This is a genomic window from Collinsella sp. AM40-7AC (assembly GCF_003468125.1).
GTDB lineage: Bacteria > Actinomycetota > Coriobacteriia > Coriobacteriales > Coriobacteriaceae > Collinsella > Collinsella aerofaciens_O.
Genome location: NZ_QSGK01000016.1, coordinates 1 through 24,088, shown reverse-complemented (window position 1 = coordinate 24,088; position 24,088 = coordinate 1). Strand labels below are relative to the sequence as shown.

The following is a 24,088-nucleotide window of genomic DNA, read 5'->3' as shown; positions in this document are numbered from 1 at the left end:
TTCGAATAACTGGACTTCCGATGCAGAGGAGATTGTAAAATAATCTTCTCTTAGTAACATTATTTGTGACGGGGGATTCAATATGAAAAAGGCATTGCGTGCCTCAACAGCTTTTTCTCTTGCTGGTCTTTTGACCATTTCATCCTTGATGGGTCCTGTGGCTGCTGCCTACGCTGCGAGCAACGTCCCGTCTGCGGACGCTGCCGTGGACGCTGCTACTGCAGACGATGATGGCGAGGCCTCGCGTGATGCGGGTTCTGTTGATGTCGACGCTGCTGATGATTCATCGCCGGCAACGAACGTTGACGAATCGGCTGATGAGGATTTTGGCGTTGATGTATCTGAGAACCATCAGCAGGCTGAACCGGTCGATTCTTCTTTCCAGTATGTATATCTTGCCTACCCGAGCCTTTCCAGCGGGACTGATCAGGTCGTTGCCTTTGCTACTCCCGATGACGGCGATAGCCTTGCCTCCGCAACTCTCAACTATGTAAGTGCCAATGGGGTTCAGGGGACTATTGAAGCATCTGCAACGGCTGATAATTCTGCTGCTTTTATTTTTGGTTTGCAGTTGGAATCTAATACATATTTCCTCACATCGATAACCTATGCTTTGCAGGGCGATGGCTCTGAGCATGAGGTGGATCTTTCTGACAGGGATTATTCGTTTACGGTCATTAATGGCTCCGTGAGCTCCGAGGGCACTTCTGTTTACTATGCGGACGGCGATGGCAATGCCGTTGAAGCCCAGTCGATTCAGCAGGCATTGGAATGCGCCGATTCACCCGATGGCATTTCCACCTATGCTGAGCGCTCCGCGCGTAATGTGGGGGTTATTGCACTTGACGCGGGACATGGCGGGGTGGATTCTGGCGCTCAGGGTAATGGCAAGAGTGAAGCCGACCTTACCTGGAAGATCATGACAGCCTGCAAAAATAAACTTGAAGCTTACGGCTTTAAGATCGTTCTTGCGCGCGAGCAGTCTGGCTACTATCCCAGCAATGATTATCTTTACCGCGTACAGCGCTGCATTGATCAGGGCGCGCAGGCCTTTGTTAGCTTTCACATCAACTCTGGGTCTTCTGGGGCTCACGGCGCAGAAGTTTATGCTCCTACCGCAAATGGCACCGACTACACGCAGGTCTCTGTTGAGCTTGCCAACAAGGTCATGAACAACCTTGCTGCTATGGGACTAACATACCGCGGCGTATTTCAAATGGAGGTAGGCGACGAGTTCGCCGTTATCCGCTGCGCTCGCGAGCAGGGAATTCCAGGTATTCTTATCGAACATGGCTTTATCTCGAATTACGGTGATGTGGCCAACTATTTCTCGGACGATGGTTGCCGCCGTCTTGGCGAGGCTGACGCTGCCGCAATCATCGCGCAGTTCCCGCATCCCTACTCCGTCAATGGAATTTCCTTCTCGGAAGAACTGGGACATGCGGGGTCAACGGTAAAAATCGGTGTAAATGTTAGCGGCAAGACTGATGGCCTTAGATATAAGTTTGTTTGGCATAGGGCTGGGTCTGATTGGAGTGATTCCAATTGGGGTGTAATCGGTCAAGACTTAACTTCGCCGTCGATTTCTTGGACCCTGCCCCAGGCTGGTGAATATGAGATCTATGCTGATGTCATTGACTCCAATGGATATGTGACTAGCACTTCTAAATACAAAGTTGTTAATTGGTCTCTTGAGTCGCTCGAAGTCTCGGGCTCCGCCCTCTGCGGCAAGCCGGTCAAGCTGCAGGCCAAGGTGTCCGGCGACGCCTCCGGCCTCAAGTACAAGTTCGTCTGGGAGAAGGGCGGCTGGGCCAAGTGGGGCGTCGCCCAGCAGCCCTCCGCTTCCTCCTCCTGCGAGTGGACCCCGACCGAGCCGGGCGAGTACACCGTCTACCTCGACGTGATCGACGGCTCCGCCGAGAGGCACCTGACCCGCAAGGTCACGGTCGGCGAGCGCTGCTCCGTCGAGTCGCTCGAAGTCTCGGGCTCCGCCCTCTGCGGCAAGCCGGTCAAGCTGCAGGCCAAGGTGTCCGGCGACGCCTCCGGCCTCAAGTACAAGTTCGTCTGGGAGAAGGGCGGCTGGGCCAAGTGGGGCGTCGCCCAGCAGCCCTCCGCTTCCTCCTCCTGCGAGTGGACCCCGACCGAGCCGGGCGAGTACACCGTCTACCTCGACGTGATCGACGGCTCCGCCGAGAGGCACCTGACCCGCAAGGTCACGGTCGGCGAGCGCTGCTCCGTCGAGTCGCTCGAAGTCTCGGGCTCCGCCCTCTGCGGCAAGCCGGTCAAGCTGCAGGCCAAGGTGTCCGGCGACGCCTCCGGCCTCAAGTACAAGTTCGTCTGGGAGAAGGGCGGCTGGGCCAAGTGGGGCGTCGCCCAGCAGCCCTCCGCTTCCTCCTCCTGCGAGTGGACCCCGACCGAGCCGGGCGAGTACACCGTCTACCTCGACGTGATCGACGGCTCCGCCGAGAGGCACCTGACCCGCAAGGTCACGGTCGGCGAGCGCTGCTCCGTCGAGTCGCTCGAAGTCTCGGGCTCCGCCCTCTGCGGCAAGCCGGTCAAGCTGCAGGCCAAGGTGTCCGGCGACGCCTCCGGCCTCAAGTACAAGTTCGTCTGGGAGAAGGGCGGCTGGGCCAAGTGGGGCGTCGCCCAGCAGCCCTCCGCTTCCTCCTCCTGCGAGTGGACCCCGACCGAGCCGGGCGAGTACACCGTCTACCTCGACGTGATCGACGGCTCCGCCGAGAGGCACCTGACCCGCAAGGTCACGGTGGAGGGTACTCCAATTATGGGAAGTCTGCAGACTTCAGTTGATGCTATGGTGAACTTATATGAATCAACAGGACATACATATCCCTCAGACGAATTTGTTTCAAAGGGAGCACCTACTATTCGTGATTTTTGTTCATTAATTGTTGAAGCCGCTGTTTCTGAAGGGGTTCGTCCGGAAGTTGTTTTTGCTCAGGCTATGCTTGAGACTGGATGGTTGCAATTTGGAGGTTCCGTAAAGCCGAATCAGTGCAATTTCGCCGGACTGGGCGCCGTCAATCAACAATCGGGAGGCGCTAGATTTGACGATGTATATCAGGGCTTGCTTGCCCAAGTCCAGCATCTTAAAGGATATGCTACTGGTGCGGCGTTGAATAACACTTGTGTGGATCCTCGATATGAAGTCCTTCAGTCTAAGGGTTTTCTCGGAGTTGCGCCATATTTGGAAGATTTAAACGGCCGCTGGGCTGTTCCGGGTGACACATATGGTCAGAATATTGCGCGCATTATTTCTTTAATTGGCTAATATCAATATGAATTCTCTAGGTCGACTGCGCTGGTTGTAGTCGACCTTACTTGTATGGTAAATCTTGGCCTTAAATTGTTACTTGCTAGCAATATTATGTTGGAGTGAACTATCGGGGAGGTTCTATATGCATTTCTTTAGAAGTAAGGCTGTCCGTGTCGCTTTTTTCTTCTTTTATTTCTGTTTGGCCGTAACTCCTTGCTTTGGTTTGAGTGAAGCGGGCCTGTCTCCATCACAGATTGAAGATTCAACACGGGCCGATGATTTAAGTGCAACTTCGCCGGTTTCAGAGGACTACTCCGTCGACGGCCTCTCGGCCAAGGCGTCCGATGGCGGGTCTCCTCTCCTGGGCGACCGCTGCTCGCTCGGCCTGACCGCGTCCGGCAACTCGGGCTCGGTCCGCTATAAGTTCGTCTGGGAGCAGGGCGGCTGGTCCAGGTGGGGCACCATCCGCCAGCTCGGGCCCGAGGCCTCCTGCGATTGGGTGCCGGAGGTCGCCGGCGACGTCAACATCTTGGTCGACGCCGTCGATTCGGCCGGCAACGTGAGGACCTGGAGGTTCCCCGTCAGGGTGGATGCCTGTCGCCTTTCCGTGAGCGGCGGGGATACGCTCGAGTGGAGCGGCGGAATGAAGGTCGATATCTCCGCCGCCGCGGCTCCCGGCGCAAAGATTAAATTCCTTTGGGAACGGGGCTCATGGTCCAAGTGGGGCGTCATCCAGGCAGCATCTGAGTCCGCCGCCTGTACCTGGACGCCTCCGTCTTCCGGCTCCTATACTCTCTATGCCGACGTCACGGTCGGCGGGCTCACGTCGACGTCAAGACTCCCCGTTCGCATCTCAGAGGACTACTCTGTCGACGGCCTCTCGGCAAAGGCGTCCGATGGAGGGTCTCCTCTCCTGGGCGACCGCTGCTCGCTCGGCCTGACCGCGTCCGGCAACTCGGGCTCGGTCCGCTATAAGTTCGTCTGGGAGCAGGGCGGCTGGTCCAGGTGGGGCACCATCCGCCAGCTCGGGCCCGAGGCCTCCTGCGATTGGGTGCCGGAGGTCGCCGGCGACGTCAACATCTTGGTCGACGCCGTCGATTCGGCCGGCAACGTGAGGACCTGGAGGTTCCCCGTCAGGGTGGAGAGAAATCTATCTAACTTCACTTCAATAGATTTGAAATCTGATTCATCCAATTTGTGCGTAGGGGATACGCTTTCAATTACACCTCGGATTACCATCCGATAGAATAATCAGATTTCATACAAATATGTTTGGATGCGGAACAACTGGGCTGAATGGGGTGTGATTGACTCCGGCAGAGGTAAATCCTCAATTGACTGGAGAGTCGATAAATCTGGCGCTGTCACCGTTTTTGTTGATGTTATTGATGAGGCCAACGATCAGACGATGACCTCGAAGACTGAATGCTCGATTGGCTCCGAGAAGTGGAATTACGAGTCCCTGAGTTCTTCTGCAACGCTTGTCAGGCCTAATGAAAGCACTGAGATCGATGCTAGATGCTCGGGTGATACTAATTACTTACAGTATAAGTTCGTCTGGAATAAGAATAATTGGGCTGACTGGGGCGTTGCTCAACAGGGCACAAGTTCACACTTGCAATGGGCTCCAAAAGACGCCGGAGACTATGAATTGATCTGTGACGTTTCGGGGTCAGATGGAGTTGTCCAAACAAAAAGAACAATCATTAGCTGTTGGGATTTCTCGAGGATTACTGCAATTTCGACTGATGGCAATAATTCTTGGGGAGTTCGAGCTGATTTGGGAACGCTTGCAGCTGAAAAATCTGGACAATTTCAGTTTAAATTTGTTTGGGCCAAGTCCGACTGGAGTAAATGGGGTGTTCTAAAAGAATTTTCCAGTGTGAATGACGCTTATTTCAATCCCTCTGCACTTGGATTGCAAGATGGTTATTACGATCTTTACTGCGATGTCTTGCTTCCTGATGGCACTCTCCAGTCGAAGTCGACTCAGATTTACTACAGCCCATTTGGCAGCTCAACGGTTTTGGGGGTTAGTCGTATTGGACTCGTCACTTGGCTTACGACGCATCAATTTGATGGCTATTATTTAGGAACGAGATATTCCGGTGGCTTCTCCTATGATAGTTGCCTTTACCCAAAAGGTGCCCCGAGATGGGATGGCTATACTGGCATGAATTGCACTGGCTTCGTGGCCCATGCTTATGCTGCGGTTGGTGGCGATGTCAATCGTATTGCGCAGAATAATAATCACTCTCCTTGGGCTGGGGGGCCAGGCGGTGGCGGCTATATTAACGCTTGGAGATGGTATGGCTATGCTCGAGATTTGGGATGCAAAATGTATGAGTTCCGTACTGTCCAAGATATGCTAAATAGTGGTTATGCTCAAAAGGGAGATATTATCTTCTTTAAGACTGACGGATCAATCGACTGTCATATTGGGTTCTTCTGGGGAGATAATCCGCATGACAATAAAATGTGGCATCAAATTCTGCCTGGGAATTTAATCGGACCCTGTTTTAACAATGCGAACAAAGGAGAGGTTCGGCAATCGGTTGTTCTGATTAAATAGTGCTTTAATTTCTGAATGGTATTTGAAGCAACTAATTGTGAAACGGTGATTCTGATAAGTAGCGCAAGCAGAAGACTTACTGGCATAATAATTACATATGGTTATATACTGGCTCAGGCTTTAGTCGGCTTTGTATATGTTCCGATGTTGTTGCAAAACATTGGACAAGACGAATATGGACTCTATCAATTGATAGGCTCTATCATGTCTTATATAGTTTCCATTAATGGGATTTTGTCTGCCGGTGTTGGGCGTTTTTATTGCAAGTATATGGCAGAGGGCAAAAATGACTTAATGGAGAATACTCTCGCAATAGCTAGGCGTCTGTACTGGGTCCTATCTGTGTTCGTGATGCTAATAAGTTGCGTTCTCGCCGTGGTTGTTCGGTTTGTATATTCAGCCAGTTTTACAAACTCACAGCTTGATGAGTGTTCCGCAATGCTTGTTGTATTAGGGATCAACACAATTGTTATCATGAACAACACTATTAGCGTTGCGGCGATAACTGCTAATGAAAGGTTCGTTTTTTTGAAGGGCTCGCAATTGGCCGCCCTAATAGCTCAGCCTTTCATAGTGTATGGACTTACGACAATTTTTAAGAATGCATTAGCCGTATGTTTAGTTGTGCTTGTTACAAATGTGTTGTGCGCGGTGAGTCAGCGTTTGTTTGCTAAATATAATCTGCACATTAGTTTCAGATATCATGGCTGGGACATGAAACTGGCTAAAGGATTGCTATTTTTTAGCGGCGCGATTGTATTGGTGACGATTGCTGACCAGATTTTCTGGAAAACCGATCAATTAATTGTCGGCTATTATTTTGGTGCTGCCGCCGTTGCGGTATATTCTGTCGGATCTCAAATCTACACGATTTATATGACAATCGGTACGGCAGCCTCATCAGTTTTTCTTCCTCGAGTTTCAGAACTGTATTGCCAGAATAAGGATATGTCTGAAATTTCGGATCTCTTCATTAAAGTCGGTCGCATTTCCTTTATCGTCTGCGGATTTGTTCTTAGTTTATTTATTGTTCTGGGGAAAGATTTCATCATTATTTGGGCTGGTAAGGACTATATAGACGCTTTCTATATCGCCTTGATCGTAATGGTTCCATTTACCATTGACTTAATTCAGAACCTGGGACTTACCATAATGCAGGTTGCGAATGTTTACCTGTATAGGGGGTATATGTATCTTGCGATTGCGCTTGTCAACGTGGTCGTGACGATTATATTGCTCAAGCTTATGGGCATAGTGGGCGCAGCAGTTTCAACAGCCATCGCTATGGTTATAGGTAACGGTTTCTGTATGAATTGGTATTATTCTGAAAAGCTTGGGTTGAACATAAAGAAATTTTGGCTTGAAATTGCCAAACTTTCCGTCTTGGTTATTGCCGGTACGGGGGCTTTGCTGCTGCTCTATAACCTAATTAAAAGCCTTTTATCTGGCCTTGTGGTGGTTTTGGTGTCAGCAATAATTTATTTCTTTATCTATTTCTTCTTGGTTTTGATGTTTGGGCTAAACGAATCCGAAAAGACGAGCATATCTGCATTTATCAAGCGATAATCTGTGACGCTTGTTAAGCAGAATAGCCTAATGTTCTTTCATTACTTTTATGACCAACCGGCTTGCCTGACATTTGATTATCGAAGGCTAAGTCGGTTGGTTTTACTACTCGGTGCCAGGAAAAATGAGCGATGACAACAGGGCGATTAGCTCAAGATTTTCAGTATCAATAGTTTTAGCTGTTCACAACAGCGTATTACTACTCGAGATAACAAATAGTGCTTATTCTTTGCCGCAAGGAACAGTAAATAGCTGTCAGGTCTGTAGGTGCTGCAAGGGACATCAGCTTTAATTGAGGGATTAAATAAGGCCTCTGAAATTGAAACAAAGTTACGTTTTTTGGTCTCATTATTGTCACTGAGCTCGTTGATCGATAGGAGATAAAGATACTGTTCCGTTCTTGTTTTCCATGCCAGCCTTTCTGTTTCTTCTCCCCAACGAGCGGCGATTTTCACTAGGCTTGAGGTGACGAAGGTTAAATCTGAAAGCTGTTTTTCCTTATAGCTGTGTGTTGCACTTTGTCCGTTTTGACAATTGTAATAATACAGCGCATCACTTATTTGTAAAACCGATCTGGCTGAATCGACTATGGGTATCATTTGCAGAAAATCTTCTGCAAAATCGATTCTCTTTGTATCGGTATTGCTTAAATCGTCAATCAGACAGTTTCTTTTGATTGCCTTTCCCCAAATTGAATTGAGTTTCCCTCGCGCCAAACATTTTTTGACTTCGTCGAGATCGTCACCTTCATAGATGCCAGACGGAAGGGCGGGATTGATAAACGGATCGTTTGAATAGTCTGGGTTTCTTGTATAGCTGAAACAGATTATGTCTGGATTGCACTTATCGATTTCGCGAGCAAGAATAGATAGGGTATCGAAGCGCAAAGAATCATCCGCATCAACAAAGACCAGGTAATCTCCGGCGCTTATCTCCGCGCCTTTTCGCCTGGCCTCATATACGCCCATATTATTTTGTCTAACGTAATGAGTATTGTTGTGAGATTCACAAAACACTTTGCAGACACTTTCAGTAGCGTCTGCTGATCCATCATTAATGAGGATAATTTCATAGCCGTCATATGTTTGTTGGTAGATGGATGATAGCGTTTCCGGCAAACTGGATGCCGCATTATATGCAGGGATAATAATTGAAAACAGCATTTAGTCCCTTTCCGTATTGGAAGAACAAGATGGTTAGTTAGAAAGCCCGTTTACAATGTCCCTGTATAAAATAAATTGACGCTTGGCAATGGCCTTCCATTGAAAGTGTTCAATTGCATACTTTCTAGCTGCAGTTGCAAGTTTACAACGAAGTTCATCGTCATTGAACAGCGTGAGAATTGCTTTAGAAATGGCTTCGAGATCAGATTCTACACCGATTCCAATTCCTTTATTGTTCGCTGTTTCTTTCCATGTGGTTCCCTCGGTAACAATAATTGGGAGGCCATATGCTAGTGCTTCCAAAACAGACGTCGGGAAACCTTCAGTGCGTGAAAGTTGGATATAAAACTGCGATTGGAGAAAAGCGTCCGCTTTAGATTGACCATTAACTGGACCATTTAATAAAACAATATCGGATACTTGATTGTCGGCAATAAGTAGTTCCAGTTTGGCCATAGACCCATCTTCGTCTGGACCGTAGATGTAGATTTTTGCTCCGAGCCCTCTTAGCTCATCAGCAATTAGTGGCAGACTTTTGATCAGTAGATCAAGACCTTTGACCTCTATATCTAGGCGGCCAATAAAAAGCGCGATGCGGCTGTCTAAGTTTGAGGCTTTGGCTTTTGGGATGCTAACACCATTTGGAATAATGCTTGCTTTCCTATGTTTAAAGCCGTTTGAACTCATCGCCTCTTTTTCCGATAGAAAATGGATACAATCAGCATTGCGAATAAAGCCGTTATAGAAGAAAACATTAAGCAATTGTTTAGCTAAATGATGCTGTTCTTGCGCCACATATGTTAGAGACCCATGTGGTGTGATGATGTATGGGATCGCACGTCTTCTGAGCCAATGGCTTAGTTTAATGTGATCTGGCCTATATATCTCATGAAATATTACGAGTGACGGATTGCAAAACGGTTCAGGAAGTTTTTCTATGCATGACTGATAGAAGACGGGATATTTCGCATCTTTAGGTCTGTAGTTTGTAAGATTTAATAGAGCTATATTCATGTCCTTTATTTCTGACTGCTCATTTAGGTATTGAGGCACCACTGTAGACACGCCAGAAGCGAAATCACTTGTAATATATGCCACATGAAGGACTATTAAACTATCGGTAGTTTTCATTAGCGTTTGCTCCCGCAGCGGTGTTGGAGGTTTTAGTTGACAGATTCACAGTTGGTTTCAGTGCTCATGCCTTGTTATAGGGAGAGCGCCAAAGATTTTACTGAGGCACTAGCGTCTATTTTAAAGCAGACCTATCATCGAATCGAGGTGGTTGTTGTTTTTGATAATCCAGATGACAACACACTTTACGATATTGCTCAAAACTATAGCTCTCATGACAGTAGGATTTGCCTCGTGAGAAATGAACGCAATCTTGGTCTTGCTGCATCTTTGGAAAGGGCGTTCAAGGTCTCACGCGGTCAGTATATCTGCCGAATGGACTCAGATGACATTTCTGAGGCGCAGCGCATTGAACGGCAGTTGTCGTATCTTGAAGAACATGAGCTTGACCTAGTGGGTTCTTATTTGAACGCCATTGACGAAGACGGTAGTCAATTATATCTCGTTGATTCAATTCCAAGTTCGAGTGAAGGCGTTAGGCGTTCTCTTATGATTAGAAATTGCGTACCTCATCCGAGTTGGTTTGGAAGAAGGTCTGTATTTGAAATGGGGTATCGGTCTGTTCCGCTAGCAGAAGATTATGACTTACTGTTGCGTGCCGAGCTGGAAGGGTTCACTATTGGAAATGTTCCAGAGCCGCTCATTCGATACAGAATGACTGTTAATAGCATTTCGCGTAGCAATTTGTATAAACAGTTCGTTGTTTCTCAGTGTTTACGTTCAGCTTTCAAAGAGGGCCGATCACTGGATGTCGATAAGATTGATACAATCGTCGCCGAGCGGTTCGATCGGCGACGAGCTGAGAACTATCTAAAGGCAAATACATTATTTAATAATGGGTTGAGAAATATTCATTCTGGTAATCGAGCAAAAGGTATTTCCCAATTGCTTCAAATCCCATTTTGCTCTAAGTCGTATTTAATGAATGTCATTAATATGGCGCGTGTGGTTACAATTAAATCATTTGAGAAAACCTCGTAGTTGTGCACCTACGCTTAGAGAGACATGGCGTAACCATGCCGTTTGACACTCGGAAGATTGCTAGCTTTGAAATCTAGGGCTAGGTTTGTTGCGGGGTTCTCGATGCCGTGTGCACCATTCGTGGTTGATTTCCGATCTCAGCCGAACACACTGCGCAGATAGTCCGTACCCGCGGCTAGCCGAACGCCCCCGCGGCCCCCATGGACCCCGGGGGCGCCGTTTCCCCAGTTGAAGGAACGGTGGATATGTGTTCGATAGGTCCGGGGGCCATTCTCCGCCCTCAGTCTGGCACCTCTTTCCAGACTCAGCCGGACGGTCGGTCCGCCTCTTCCGTTTTGCCTTTGGGCTAGGCCAGCGGGGCGTCGCGCCTCTCTGCGCGTGCCCTCTCGATGAGGCTCGGCGTCAGGTCGAGTCTTCCGATGGGCACGTCCTCCAGGCTGTAGGCGTCTAGCAGCGCCTCCGCATCGCCGCCGAGCATCGCCCTGGAGGCGCGCGGGCGTCCAGCTCCAGCATCTTCTGGACCGTGTCCCTTTCGTGTCTGGTGAGCGCCTGCCGTAGATACTCGGGGTCGCCTTCTCGGAACCCTTTTTCTTCTTTCCGGACATGCCGTCCTTCGAGTCCCCGGGGCCAACCGGTTCGGCCCTCAGGGTATCGGGTTCCCACATTCATCCGCACATGTGCGGATGAATGTGGGAGGTGTTCGGATGAAGTTGATAATCAAGGGTTGATAATCAAGGGTGCACCATTCGTTGTGTCTATTTAACCATTTGTATATCTCTCGCTATAATAATGAGAAAAACTAGAGATCGGTTTATGTGTATATGACACCTAAAACTCTTATCGCTATTCCTGCTTATAATGAGGAGGAATGCATAGAAAAGACGATATGCGAGCTCAGGCAAATTGCACCTGAGTTTGATTTTGTTGTTATCAATGATGGGTCTCGAGATCGAACGCTAGCTATCTGCAAGGATCTTGGTTGTGACATCATTGATATGCCCATTAACTGTGGTTTGACCGTTGGGTTTCAGACGGCTGCGCGTTATGCGGTTGATCATGGATATGACTATATGGTTCAGTTTGATGCTGACGGCCAGCATTGTCCGGAATATATAAAGGTCCTTGTTGATAGGGCTCAATCTGATGGATCAGATATTGTCATTGGCTCTAGGTTTGTAAGCGTGCGCAAAGACAAGACGCTTCGCATGATCGGCTCGCGTATGATTACGGTGCTAATAAAGATTCTGACAGGCAAGAGGATCAGTGACCCCACGTCTGGATTTAGGCTATTTGGGCGGGATATTCTTACGAAATACTATTACGACAATACCTTAAATCCGGAACCAGAATCTCTCGCTCTCTTTTTGAAGCAAGGGTATTCTATTTCAGAGGTACAGGTTAAGATGCGCGAGCGTCAAGGTGGCGAGAGCTATCTTAACCCTGTTAGGTCTATGCAGTATATGGTTCGTGTTTTCGTTACGCTCCTTGTCGTTCAGTGGTTTAGGTGATCCATTTGCCGGTCTCTCTTCGTATTTTGCTTCTCGTTTGCGCTGTTTTGGTATTCGTGTTCGTATTGCGCAAATTAAAAAAATCCCAAATGCAAGTTTTGGATTCTCTGTTTTGGCTGCTATTCAGCGTCAGTTTTGTAATTTTGGGCGTTTTTCCACAAGTTGCAATGTGGCTTTCAAGTCTATTTGGTTTCCTGTCGGCTTCTAACTTCGTGTTCCTTTACGTTATTGCCGTTCTTGTGGTCCGTGATTTCTGCAATTCTCTTCGCCTCTCTCGACAGGAAGAGCGTTTGAACTCGCTTGTTCAGGCTGTTGCGTTAAGTAGGGAGAAGGAAAAGTAGGCTATGCGTTTCGCTTTGGCGTATAAATCATCCGGATGGGAATGTCTCTACTTATATTTCTTTCAACAGTTGTGAACAGTGCTTGGTGCCCATACTTGTCATCCAGATGACTGGGAACGATTCTTCGAGGGCCCTTGCAGCTTGATTTGGATAAAGGTGAATTAGCCCCGTGTTGTCTCGATGCGTAAACCAAAAGCAAATAATGAAAGCCGTCTTCGTTGCTCTTCTCTTTATTGTCGAGCTTCTGTGCATGAAGCACTTTTATGTGAACCACTCTGTCTCACAGCTGTTCGTTTTAGCGCTCTATTGCGTCGTTGTAGATGTTGCCATTTGGCAATCATATTATATCTTCCTTTCCTCAGATGATGAAAAAAAGCGTGGCAACTGTTCTGGTCGCTGCGCTCAATTATTAGTCCTGTTGCTTACGGCATTTGCTGTGGCGGTCATCTGGGAGGGCTGCACCGTTCTTGGCTCGCCGGCTTCTCATTTCTCGAATATTGCTGACTGGAATAAAAAGCGGCTCATATTCTTTTTTCTGATTTCCTATTGCGCAATACTCTATTTATTCCAAAGCGGCTTTTCTCTGAAAGCGTTGTTCCATTCTGCTTCGGCGAGGGTCAAGGCTACCGATTACGTTTCCCTGCTGATTATCGCATTCTTTATTGTTTTTGGCTGCTCTACGATTGCATTCGTGAATGGGTTCATTAATGCTGTTGTTTATTTCCTGCTGGTAATCATAACTTCGGTTTTCACGGCTTGCTCGGGCATTCGAAAGAGAAATTCTGCCCTTCCTGTTGCTTTCTTTATCGCTGCATTCTCAATTGGTGTTTTCCTTGTGGTGAGCACTCCGATAACGACGGGTATTTCATGGGATGATCAAATTCACTATTCCAATGCCCTTTCGACATCTTATTTATTTGAAACTCAAAAAACTGATTCGGATATTAACTTTACTGACGAAGCGGTCCGTCGTGCACAGGGCTATGAAGAGCCCTCTCTTTCCCATTTTGATCGAGCGGAAATTCTTGAGCATGCTAGGCAGTTGAATGGCTCCTATAGATCTGATATCGCTTCTGGTCATGTGCAAGTTAACAAGCATGAAGAATTCGTTTATACGCTTAGTAGCATTGGGTATATTCCATCGGCAATTGGCCTTTGGCTCGCTCGCCTTCTGCATTTCGATTTTTCTTCTATGATTCAATTCGCTCGGATTTGCAATTTATTTAGTTACTGTCTTGCAATTGCCATTGCAATCAAGGTTACGCCCTCAAAAAAGGGACTATTTGCTTTTGTGGGAATGCTGCCAACTTCGATCTTTCTTGCGTCATGTTTCTCATATGATGCATGGCTCATTTCGTTTATCATTCTCGGTTTTGCTTATTTTTTGAGGTATGCATGGGGTGATTTAAATGAATTTACAGATCGCAATATAGCACTCGCATTTTTATTTACCTTTTTAGGACTCGCAGTCAAAGCTGTGTATTTTCCGATAATCGGTCTTTTCTTTATGGTTCCGCGTAATCGTTTTGCGGGCTCGAAGCAACGAGTTCATTACTATGCCGCCGTGTTTGTTTTGGGCTTGATTGCTTTTGCCTCATTTGCGCTTCCGTTCTTGTTTTCAACGGCCGGCGGATCTAACGTTGGCGATATGCGAGGCGGCTCCGATGTTAACTCTGGTCAGCAAATCGCTTTCATTCTCGCCGATCCATTGCGCTACGCGGAAATACTCGCCAATTATTTTTCAACTTATTATTTAAATCCGATAACCTCTTCTGGATATGCATTGAACTTTGCATACCTTGGATCGCTTGCTGCTCAGATTTCTGTAAATGCAATCCGTGGGTTGGTTCAGGTGCTTCCAGCTGTTTGCCTATTGTTGTTTGGGCTTTTTTCGGCCGATTCGATTAGCGTTAATCATATTGGTCTCGCACAATTTCTATGGGCCTCATTTGTGTTTTTGTTTACGGTGACTTTGGTGGCAACTGCACTTTATGTGTCTTTTACTCCCGTTGGATTGGGGACAGTTAATGGTTGCCAGAGTCGTTACCTTTTGCCACTTCTGGTTCCGTGCCTATCGTTTATCCTTAACCAAAGTCGCTTGGTCTTTGGGGACAGCAAACGATTCATATTGATATGCCTCGTATTCCCGTTTACTTTGGCTACGATTTGCGAGTTTGTTTTAGTTGTTGGAAAGTGTTGCTGATATGGGCATAGTTTTTAATACCGAATTTAACAATAAGCTAAATTGCCGTGGCGACGGCAAGCTATATCTACTGTATGAAGCCGCATCCGTTTTTCCTGATGCTGTTGAGTCGCAATCACCTAATGGGCAAATTCTGCCCGCAAGAATCATTCCTATTTCAGAGACTGAATTTGTTGCTGTTCTTGCCGATTTTGGTGTCGACCAATCGCTGTCTTTCTTTAGCGGAGATAATGTAATTTACCAGCGCCGCATCAATCCTGGCAAGTTTTCGATTGAGTCGAAAGTTAACGGCTTGCTGCGCGCGGAGCATTGTGGACAATTTCGCAATATTGACCGTTCTGGCGTGCATGCGCTCGCTTCTATCCAAATTGAGAGCTTTATTCCCTGCGTTGATGGCGTAATCGTTAGAGGTGTTCTTTCGGGTACTGATTACCTTGAGGGTGATCGTATTGTCGCTTTTAATGAAGAAGCCTGCGTTGTTGGGGAATCTTTGTTATTTAATAAATTAATAGCCGATGCGAATCCTGGTCTAATAAATTTCTCTCTTCATATTCCTGAGGTCGGGGATAGCCTGTGCATTTGCATACACAGGGCTTCTGGTCATCTAGATACGTTTATCAATCTAAAGAAAGATATGCTTAAAGAGCTTTTGGATGAGGCTGATCGGAATCATGCGTGTGCATTCGATCAACCCCGTTATTTGTCCTGGTTTTCTGGGCGCAGATTGACTGGATCCGATTCGCGGGCACAAGCACAAATAAGACTTGCATACCAGCCCTTGTTTTCAATCATCGTTCCTCTATATAAGACTCCCTTGAATTTCTTCAGGGATATGGCTGATTCTGTGATTGCTCAGACGTATTCGAATTGGGAACTCATCCTGGTTAACTCTACGCCAGATTACGATGGACTTAGCGACTTGGTTTCCGAGTACGTGACTGCAGATTCTAGAATTAAAGTGACTGATCTTGAGGGCAATCTAGGTATCACTGAGAACACCAATGTCGGAATCAAGATGGCCAAGGGAGACTACCTTTGCTTTTTCGATCATGATGATGTTCTCGAACCGAATATCTTGTTTGAGTATGCACACGCTCTAAATCAAAATTCGGATATTAATCTTCTCTACTGTGATGAAGATAAGCTATTGCCTGATGGGTCCTTGGCTCATCCTACTTTTAAGCCGGATTTTAGTCTTGATATGGCTCGAGACAATAATTATATTTGCCACCTTCTTACTATTAAGAGGGCATGTTTAGACAGAATTGACCTTTCTAACAGCGAGTTGGATGGCGCCCAGGACCATGCCATGGTGCTGAAGATTGCCGAACTTGGTGGGACGATCCATCACGTTCCTAAAATCTTGTATCACTGGAGAATAAGCGAGAATTCGACTGCGGGTAATTCCGATAGTAAACCCTATGCAACCCTCGCTGGAATAAAAGCTGTTCAGGAGCACCTTGATAGATGCGGTATCAAGGCGACTGTGGTCAATTCTCATAATCGTGCTTTTCGTTATAGCCCCATTTATGATGTTCCTTCATCTGAGTCCTGTTCATTAATCGTTACCACCCGCGGCAATTCTTCGGTTCTTTCGACTCTTGTATCTTCAATCAATGACACCGATTTTGATGATCTTGAAGTCGTTTTCGTGTGCTCGCAGGAAGTGGAAGCTGCTGTTAAGCAATCGAGCTCTGGACTTCGTTGCCGCTATATCGTTCACGCGCTTGATGACCCCTTTAATATATCTGTGTGGAGAAATGCCGGTGCTTTCGCCGCGCGTGGCGAGCAACTCGTCTTTATTCATGACGATATTCAGGCACTAGACTCCTCGTGGCTAAAGACTCTCGTCGGTTTTTCTCAACGAGAGGATGTTGGCGTCGTTGGAACAATGACGTGCGATCTTGACGGCATTGTGCAGCAGGCAGGCCTGTCTTATGTTGGAGAATCAATCGTCAACCTGTCGCAAGGCATTCATCGCTCTTCTCCTGGCTATATCTATATGCCATTGACCGTAAGGGATGTATCGGCGGTGAGTGGTGTCTGTTTAGCTATTTCACGCGAACATTTTAATCGTCTGGGTGGTTTTGATGAGTCGTATCTTCTTGACTATTCGGATGTTGATATTTGCTTCAAGTCTTCTCAAGCTGGGTTAAAAGTGATCTATACACCAGAGGCATGTCTCTACCATATGGCATGTGTTGACAAATCCCTTGATAGTAAATCTCGCTCTCATAAGCATTTTGAGGATAAGGCACGATTGTTGCATAACTGGTCCGAGCGTTTCTCTGAGGGAGATCCATGGTTCTCCGTTAACTTTTCTCGAGATCCCAAGCGCGCAGCGTTATATAAGTTCGATCCTTTTGACTACGAAGCGATTTGAGTGCTTTAAATGAAACAAATTGCCTGGATAATATCTCCGCCGGCAAAGGGTTCTGGCGGCTTTCGAACCATCTGCAGCAAGGCTTCCTTTCTAGATTCTCGCGGATATGAGAACTACTTTTACATTATGCCGGGCTGTGAAGCATACAAAAGTGCTCATAGAGTTCAGACCGAAATAAAGGATTGGTTTGGTTATTCGCCTAAAGAAGTTCGTGTGGCTCCGAGTGTGTCCGAGGATTTTTTTGCAGTAATCGCCACCGCTTGGAATACGGCGCACTTTGCATCTATGCAGAAGTGCACCCATAAGTTCTACTTCATTCAGGATTTTGAACCTTGGTTCTATCCGATGGGGGAGATGTATCTAAATGCCGAAGCAAGTTATCGTTATGAACTGAACCCCATAACAATAGGCAGATGGCTTTCTAAAAAAGTTGAACCCTATTATTCGCATGAAGTCCCATATTGTGATTTTGGCGTTAGCGATATATATACTGCGCAGGAACAAAATCTAAGCAGAGAGTATGCCATCTGTGCTATTTATCAATCCAATAAGGATCGGCGTTTGTCTGGCATGTTGCTTGATGCAATTAAATTGCTTCTCAAGCTCGACGATGCAGTTGTCGTATATTTATACGGCGAAGACGCAATGCCTCCCATTCGTGATCCACGTGTACGCAGCCTCGGCATCTTGACCGCTGATGAATGCGCCTCGCTTTATGCCAAGTGTGTTGCCGGCGTATCGTTGAGCGTGACTAATCCCTCTCGCCTGCCTTTCGAAATGCTTGCATCGAAGCTTTCGGTAATTGAAATAAACCGTGAGAATAATCTACTCGACTTTCCGGAGGGCACCATCCACCTCGCTGAGCCCTCTGCTTGCGGCATTGCTTCTTCTATTCTTGAGGCTCTTTCAGGCTCAAAATGCGATTCGCCTAATCGATTTAGCTGCACGTCGATTGAGCGTGAAAATGAAATGTTCTTCGAGGCCTTTACACGTTATCTGAATGAAGAGCCATCCTTGGTTAGCGGGAAGTCCGCCTTCGGGAATGTGCTAAAAACCGAAGAACTAAGTAAGGTCTTCTTGCTCAGCGATCATCTCGCTGATGCTCGATTGCGATCGTCTGCCATGTCTCAAACGCTCATTCAAGCTTCTTCTGTTGATTTGACTGTGCGTTTTGAGTCGTCTTTGATGCCTGTGGATGTTCGCGCGGCAGTTTGGTGTGCCCTTGATCAGTCTGATATTCGCTGGATTAGTCTTGAATCTAGGGACGGTCTTTTTGCGGGGCATGTTCCGCTGTTTTTAAATGATGATGAAGAGGCCTATCTTCGCATTCATATATACTCTTTTGCGGAAGACGGCAAGAATCCGCTTTGTGTCGCCGAGCTAAGCCAACTAGTCTGTCTTTCGCCTTCTCGCAACGCTCATCCTGTTGTTCGTTCGGTTGAAAGTGGCGCATGCAGCGTGTTTGCCGTTTTTAACCTATCTGATGATTATTGTGAACCGTTTCAGCCTTCTGCTTCGACGGGCGTCGAAGGCGGTCACGTTGCTCTACTCAAACGTTTATTTCGGAGAAACTAATGGCGCGCTTTAACCAATGGACTCAGCTACTTAAAGCCTCTGCGACATCGTGCAGGCACGATGAAAAATCCGATGGTGTTAAGCAAGAACGCTATCTCCTTTTGGATACGGCTATGGGAAGCGAGAACTCTGGTGACCATGTGATCATGGATGCCTGTGGCTGTATCGCGGATCAAATCTTTGGCGGTGCGTTGCCCCATGTGGCAACGCACTATTATTCCAAAGAGCTTGAAATGTATCCTGAATACGTAAAGCTGTTGTGCGGCACCAATATTCTGTATACGCATATGGCTGATCAGCAGCAATGGGCGCTTGCCAAGCGGTTGGGCAATAATAGAAATGTTGTTTTGTTCGGCGTGGGCATGTCTGATATTGGGGTGGACGATGCTATCGACGCCTATACAAAGAAGTTCTATAAAACCTTGCTATCCGATGAATATCTTCATAGTGTTCGAGATGAAATGACTAAGAAGAGGCTTAACTCTATTGGCATAGAGAATGTTCTTAATACCGCATGTCCGACCATGTGGTCGTTAACCCCATCTAGGCAACTCGAGATATCCTCTAAGCGTTCTAAAAACGTTGTTACGTCAATTACCGATTATTGTTTCGATGCGGAACGTGACCGTAAGATGCTGGAATTGCTGTCGTCGGAATACGAAAAGGTAACGATTTGGATTCAAGGAAGCCATGATGTTGATTGGTGTCTTGATCAAATAGTCGATCTGAAGCAATTTAATGTCATAGGCCCCAATACCGAAGAGCTTAATCGTGTAATTGAAACCGAGGAGTTTGATTATGTGGGGACGCGTCTCCATGCGGGCATCCGCTGTTTAAATGGAGGACATCGCTCTCTAATTATTGCAATTGATAATCGAGCCCGCCAAATCGGTGAAGACACGGGACTTCCCGTTCTTGAACGCGAGGACGGCTATCTCCATAAATTAGCTGATTGGGTAAACCATCCCGTTAAAACTGAGATTAATCTTCCCTGGACGAGCATCGATAAATGGAAGAAACAGTTTAATTAGCTGTATTCCTTGGCTATTGCTTTCCCTATTTCTTATCGTGTGGTGCCTTTGGCGTTTCTCCGATTATCCAACCCATATTTGTGGCTCGAATTAGATTCGTCAACATATAGGCGACTGATCCAAATCCAATCAGGTTAATTGCTGCCATCGCCATTGGGGCTATGTTGGGCCAGTAGGTAAAAGAAATGTAAACCAGTGGAGAATGAAAAAGATATATTCCCATACTGTTTTTGCTAATCTTTTCGGTTAGTAGGTTTGCCTTTTGGGGGATGACACAATAAATTGATGCAAGCGCCATGCAAGTAAGGGCGGTGGAAGCAATGGGGGGCACCACTTGTTTTAGTAAGTTTACAAGGAATAATAGTATTAGGACTATTGATATGCTTTTACGCCTTTTATAGCTCTCGAACCATTTGTTTGCTTCCAAGTAGTGGATTGTTAGGCCAAGCGCAAACCATATTGCATTTGCTTCTGCCAAATTGATATATCTGTTCGCTGATGGTATTCCAAAATGGTAAAGATAAATTGAAGCGCCGAAAACTATCGGAACCTTAAAACTTGTTAGAGGGCTCTTTTCGAGTATTTGAAAGATGCACGACATGGCTGCTGTAATGAAAAAAAAGAGTCGGGAGAAACCAAAGGTGACCGTTGTCTTCGCCCAACAGAATTGATTTAAAGATGATGTGCGGTACAGTTAGGCCATTGTAATAGGGATACTTAACGAGCATCCTGATGGGGAAGAGCCAACATATTCCAATCATGATATAGGGGATAATTAAGCGTTGAGCTTTTTTAATGACCTGATTTATAAAATCGCTTGATCGATTCCAGCTCCATAAAAAACAAAAGCCAGATAACGAAAAGAACAAGGGCATCTGGATTCCGTTATTTAAGAATTTGAGATTATCCAACAGAATTGATTTTTGTTCAGTTGGATAATATCCCCACGCACTTGAATACAGAATAATGCTGTGGCCTAGGACTACAAGGAATATTGCAAGGGCCCTCACGTTCGTTATGTCGTCTCTACGGGTTGTGTCCTTGCGGTTGTTCATCAATTGCTTCTTTCGTTAATATTGAGAAGGTTTAACTTAAAGAATATCAAACTCTTACTAACCGCTTGATTTATAACTATTTTCGATTACAGAGGACGGATTATATGAAAGGCATCATCCTCGCCGGCGGGTCCGGCACCCGCCTGTACCCGCTCACGCTCGTGACCTCAAAGCAGCTGCTGCCGGTCTACGACAAGCCCATGATCTACTACCCGCTGTCCACCCTCATGCTGGCTGGCATCCGGGACATCCTGGTCATCTCCACGCCGACGGACCTGCCCAACTTCGAGCGCCTGCTCGGGGACGGCTCGCGCTACGGCGTGAACCTGTCCTACGCCGAGCAGCCCTCGCCGGACGGCCTGGCGCAGGCGTTCACCATCGGCGAGGAGTTCATCGCCGGCGAGCCGTGCGCCCTGGTGCTCGGCGACAACATCTTCTACGGCAACGGCCTGTCGCGCCACCTGACGCGCGCCGTACAGAACGCCGAGTCGGGGAGGGCCACGGTCTTCGGCTACCACGTGGACGACCCCGAGCGCTTTGGGGTCGTGGAGTTCGATGCGCAGGGGAGGGCCGTCTCCATCGAGGAGAAGCCCGAGTGCCCCAAGAGCTCCTACGCCGTCACCGGCCTGTACTTCTACCCGGGCGACGTGGCCGCCAAGGCGCACGAGGTCGAGCCCTCCGCCCGTGGCGAGCTGGAGATCACGACGCTCAACCAGATGTACCTGGAGGAGGGGACGCTGTCCGTGGTCACCCTCGGCCGCGGCTACGCGTGGCTCGACACCGGCACCATGGAGAGCCTGCACGAGGCCGCGGAGTTCGTCCGCGCCGTGGAGCACTCCCAGGACCTGCCGGTCTCGGTCCCCGAGGAGATCGCCTGGGAGAACGGCTGGATCACGACCGCCGAGCTGGAGGAGGCGGCCAAGGCCTACGGCAAGTCGGTCTACGGGCAGCACCTGAAGAAGGTCGCCGCCGGCGAGATCGTCAACAGCCCGCGCGAGTACTAGCGCAAGCTTGTTTTCTTTTAGGGGTCACCGTTTATCTGGTGGCCCCTTTCGTTATGATTACGTTGACCATAAAGACAATATGATTGGGAGTGGATGTGTTAAGCGTCTACTTTGGCGATATGCCAGAAGCGATTTACAACACAGCGACATATTTCAAAAACTCTTACCGGTCTTCTTGGATTACGGATCCCTATGCAGTCTCGATAATTAAAGATGTTGATCGATCGGATGTTGTTTCCGAAAACGTCATCGAAAGCCCTGTGCTTGGATCCATCTCCCCACTCCAGCTTTCTGGTGGCGTGAAAACGCTGCTGCTTATGAGATTTGATCGTAAGCAAATTTTTAACGCTTCTACCTGTGGTGACAACTGTGCCAAGTGGATTCTCGACATGGCGAAAGACCGCAAACTTGTTGTGAATCTCTATCATGTGATGGACTTTGGTCGCGAGGATTTTAAAATTAAAGTCGTGAATAGCGGCCGAATCGTTCACAACATGGCCGAATTGATTCACGAGTCGATTCCGTATCTGTAGGTACTGCTTATGAACGGTTCGCATCTCGTTAAGATTTCCCGCCGCAGGGGAACCAAGTACACATTTACCATCAAGCGGAACATCACTATTGTGCGTGGCGATAGCGGCACGGGTAAGACGACACTGTTTGACATGGTCGCAGACTACATGCGAACGGGCGAGCAGTCGGGCGTTTCCTTGCAATGCGATTGTCCCTGTGTCGCCCTGACCGATTATGATTGGCGAAACCAGCTTTCGTCCGTTCATGACTCGATTGTATTTGTCGATGAGGGCTTAAAAGAGATCCATTCTGATGAGTTTGCCCATCATGTGCTGTATTCCTCGAATTATTTCGTGCTGATCTCAAGGGCTGATTTCCCCAATCTTCCGTATAGCGTGGATGAGATTTACAAGATTAAGACGAGCGGAAAATACCATTCTTTCGTCCCTGTTTATCAAGATCGCGGGAATCATCGTTATGCTATTTCCCGGTCGGCGCCAAAACAGGACATTACTTACGTGAAATAACTGGGGATTCGGTTTTTCACTACGACAAAGACTGCATTCCGGAGGCGTTTTGTACAGGAGGTAATTCTGCGAAGGTTATGGCTCTTATCGCATGCCGAAATGTCCGATAGTTTTGTTGAATAGTGTCGCGGCGTCACTTCCTGCGGCATACTAAAGAAGCTATACATGCTTCAGATTGGATTTTCATGTCTGAGATTTTTGAACCCCACAACATCATCGTCACGGGCGGCTGCGGCTTCATCGGCAGCAACTTCGTGCACTACGTGGTCAACAACCACCCCGACGTGCACGTGACCGTCCTGGACAAGCTGACCTACGCCGGCAACCCCGAGAACATCGCCGGTCTGCCCTCCGACCGCGTGGAGCTCGTCGTGGGCGACATCTGCGACGCCGCTCTGCTCGATAGGGTCGTCCCGGGCCACGACGCCATCGTGCACTACGCCGCCGAGAGCCACAACGACAACTCCATCGCCGACCCCGAGCCGTTCCTCCGCACCAACGTCGAGGGCACCTTCCGCCTGCTGGAGGCCGTCCGCAAGCACGGCGTCCGCTACCACCACGTCTCCACCGACGAGGTCTACGGCGACCTGGCACTCGACGACCCGGCCAAGTTCACCGAGGAGACGCCGTACCACCCGAGCAGCCCGTACTCGAGCACCAAGGCCAGCTCCGACATGCTCGTGCGCGCATGGACCCGCACCTACGGCCTACGGACAACGATCTCCAACTGCTCCAACAACTACGGCCCCTACCAGCACGTGGAGAAGTTCATCCCCAGGCAGATCACGAACATCATCGACGGCGTCCGCCCCAAGCTCTACGGCCGCGGCGAGAACGTCCGCGACTGGATCCACACCGAGGACCACTCCTCGGCCGTCTGGGACATCCTGACCAAGGGCCGCACGGGGGAGACCTACCTCATCGGAGCGGACGGCGAGAGGGACAACATCACGGTCCTGCGCATGATCCTGGAGGCCATGGGGCGCGACCCCGAGGACTTCGACTGGGTCGCCGACCGCCCCGGCCACGACCGCCGCTACGCCATCGACAGCACGAAGCTCCAGCGCGAGCTGGGCTGGAGGCCGGCCCACACCGACTTCGCCGAGGGCCTGAAGCAGACCATCGGCTGGTACGTGGAGAACGAGTCCTGGTGGCGACCGGCCAAGGAGGCCACCGAGGCCCGTTACAGGGCGCAGGGGCAGTAGGCCCGGATTCCCGGACGTTTACCTTTTCGAGCGCCCCTCGCGGTGCCGCAGGGCAT

At 48.3% G+C, this 24,088-nt stretch carries 19 protein-coding genes; 15 read left to right on the top strand and 4 right to left on the bottom strand.

The window, feature by feature from the left end; genetic code table 11:
• The first annotated feature begins 82 nt into the window (after positions 1 to 82).
• From DW892_RS09935 to DW892_RS09920, 4 genes are all read left to right on the top strand, one after another.
• Positions 83 to 3,289 (top strand): N-acetylmuramoyl-L-alanine amidase, encoded by a 3,207-nt coding sequence (locus DW892_RS09935; RefSeq protein ID WP_117767292.1) that lies wholly within the window; start codon positions 83 to 85, stop codon positions 3,287 to 3,289.
• 127 nt (positions 3,290 to 3,416) lie between these two features.
• Positions 3,417 to 4,520 (top strand): hypothetical protein, encoded by a 1,104-nt coding sequence (locus DW892_RS09930; protein WP_117767290.1) that lies wholly within the window; start codon positions 3,417 to 3,419, stop codon positions 4,518 to 4,520.
• A 57-nt stretch (positions 4,521 to 4,577) separates the two neighbouring features.
• A complete protein-coding gene (locus DW892_RS09925; protein WP_158567057.1) occupies positions 4,578 to 5,846 on the top strand; it encodes an NlpC/P60 family protein in 1,269 nt (422 codons plus the stop codon).
• 15 nt (positions 5,847 to 5,861) lie between these two features.
• Entirely contained in the window at positions 5,862 to 7,412 is a 1,551-nt protein-coding gene (locus DW892_RS09920; RefSeq protein ID WP_117758316.1) for an oligosaccharide flippase family protein, read from the top strand.
• A gap of 146 nt (positions 7,413 to 7,558) precedes the next feature.
• Here the strand turns inward: DW892_RS09920 and DW892_RS09915 are convergent, their stop codons facing one another.
• A complete protein-coding gene (locus tag DW892_RS09915; RefSeq protein ID WP_117758315.1) occupies positions 7,559 to 8,575 on the bottom strand; it encodes a glycosyltransferase family 2 protein in 1,017 nt (338 codons plus the stop codon).
• Positions 8,576 to 8,608: 33 nt separating this feature from the next.
• Entirely contained in the window at positions 8,609 to 9,706 is a 1,098-nt protein-coding gene (locus DW892_RS09910) for a glycosyltransferase (protein ID WP_117767286.1), read from the bottom strand.
• Positions 9,707 to 9,742: 36 nt separating this feature from the next.
• Between DW892_RS09910 and DW892_RS09905 the strand changes: the two genes are divergently transcribed.
• The 7 genes from DW892_RS09905 (at position 9,743) to DW892_RS09870 (ending at position 19,728) form a co-directional block, all read left to right on the top strand.
• Complete coding sequence (locus DW892_RS09905; protein ID WP_117767284.1) at positions 9,743 to 10,687, top strand: glycosyltransferase; 945 nt, start codon at positions 9,743 to 9,745, stop codon at positions 10,685 to 10,687.
• A gap of 821 nt (positions 10,688 to 11,508) precedes the next feature.
• Positions 11,509 to 12,195 (top strand): glycosyltransferase family 2 protein, encoded by a 687-nt coding sequence (locus DW892_RS09895; RefSeq protein WP_117758312.1) that lies wholly within the window; start codon positions 11,509 to 11,511, stop codon positions 12,193 to 12,195.
• The gene (locus DW892_RS09890) at positions 12,192 to 12,536 is read left to right on the top strand and encodes a DUF2304 domain-containing protein (protein ID WP_233539719.1); all 345 of its coding nucleotides are present in this window, start codon (positions 12,192 to 12,194) and stop codon (positions 12,534 to 12,536) included. Before DW892_RS09895 ends, DW892_RS09890 begins: the two co-directional genes overlap by 4 nt.
• Positions 12,537 to 12,738: 202 nt before the next feature.
• A complete protein-coding gene (locus DW892_RS09885) occupies positions 12,739 to 14,739 on the top strand; it encodes a DUF2142 domain-containing protein (RefSeq protein WP_117767283.1) in 2,001 nt (666 codons plus the stop codon).
• Between the two features lies 1 nt (position 14,740).
• Positions 14,741 to 17,122, top strand: coding sequence for a glycosyltransferase (locus DW892_RS09880; RefSeq protein WP_117767281.1), 2,382 nt, complete (start codon positions 14,741 to 14,743; stop codon positions 17,120 to 17,122).
• Positions 17,123 to 17,131: 9 nt separating this feature from the next.
• On the top strand, positions 17,132 to 18,697 hold the full coding sequence (locus tag DW892_RS09875; protein ID WP_147349872.1) for a hypothetical protein: 1,566 nt from the start codon (positions 17,132 to 17,134) through the stop codon (positions 18,695 to 18,697).
• Positions 18,697 to 19,728: a polysaccharide pyruvyl transferase family protein gene (locus DW892_RS09870; RefSeq protein WP_117758307.1), complete on the top strand. Its 1,032-nt coding sequence runs from the start codon at positions 18,697 to 18,699 to the stop codon at positions 19,726 to 19,728. Before DW892_RS09875 ends, DW892_RS09870 begins: the two co-directional genes overlap by 1 nt.
• A 25-nt stretch (positions 19,729 to 19,753) precedes the next feature.
• On the opposite strand, the gene DW892_RS10530 is transcribed toward DW892_RS09870, so the two are convergent.
• Both DW892_RS10530 and DW892_RS10675 read right to left on the bottom strand, forming a co-directional pair.
• Complete coding sequence (locus DW892_RS10530; RefSeq protein WP_147349871.1) at positions 19,754 to 20,206, bottom strand: hypothetical protein; 453 nt, start codon at positions 20,204 to 20,206, stop codon at positions 19,754 to 19,756.
• 73 nt (positions 20,207 to 20,279) lie between these two features.
• Positions 20,280 to 20,783 (bottom strand): acyltransferase, encoded by a 504-nt coding sequence (locus DW892_RS10675; RefSeq protein WP_117767278.1) that lies wholly within the window; start codon positions 20,781 to 20,783, stop codon positions 20,280 to 20,282.
• A 104-nt stretch (positions 20,784 to 20,887) separates the two neighbouring features.
• Here DW892_RS10675 and rfbA point away from each other — a divergent pair, with 104 nt between their 5' ends.
• The 4 genes from rfbA (at position 20,888) to rfbB (ending at position 24,032) form a co-directional block, all read left to right on the top strand.
• Complete coding sequence (gene rfbA / locus DW892_RS09860; protein WP_117767276.1) at positions 20,888 to 21,787, top strand: glucose-1-phosphate thymidylyltransferase RfbA; 900 nt, start codon at positions 20,888 to 20,890, stop codon at positions 21,785 to 21,787.
• Between the two features lie 95 nt (positions 21,788 to 21,882).
• Complete coding sequence (locus DW892_RS09855; protein ID WP_117767274.1) at positions 21,883 to 22,320, top strand: DUF4869 domain-containing protein; 438 nt, start codon at positions 21,883 to 21,885, stop codon at positions 22,318 to 22,320.
• 9 nt (positions 22,321 to 22,329) lie between these two features.
• A complete protein-coding gene (locus DW892_RS09850; RefSeq protein WP_187362399.1) occupies positions 22,330 to 22,827 on the top strand; it encodes a Fis family transcriptional regulator in 498 nt (165 codons plus the stop codon).
• A 185-nt stretch (positions 22,828 to 23,012) separates the two neighbouring features.
• Positions 23,013 to 24,032 (top strand): dTDP-glucose 4,6-dehydratase, encoded by a 1,020-nt coding sequence (gene rfbB / locus DW892_RS09845; RefSeq protein WP_117767272.1) that lies wholly within the window; start codon positions 23,013 to 23,015, stop codon positions 24,030 to 24,032.
• The last annotated feature ends 56 nt before the right edge of the window (positions 24,033 to 24,088 follow it).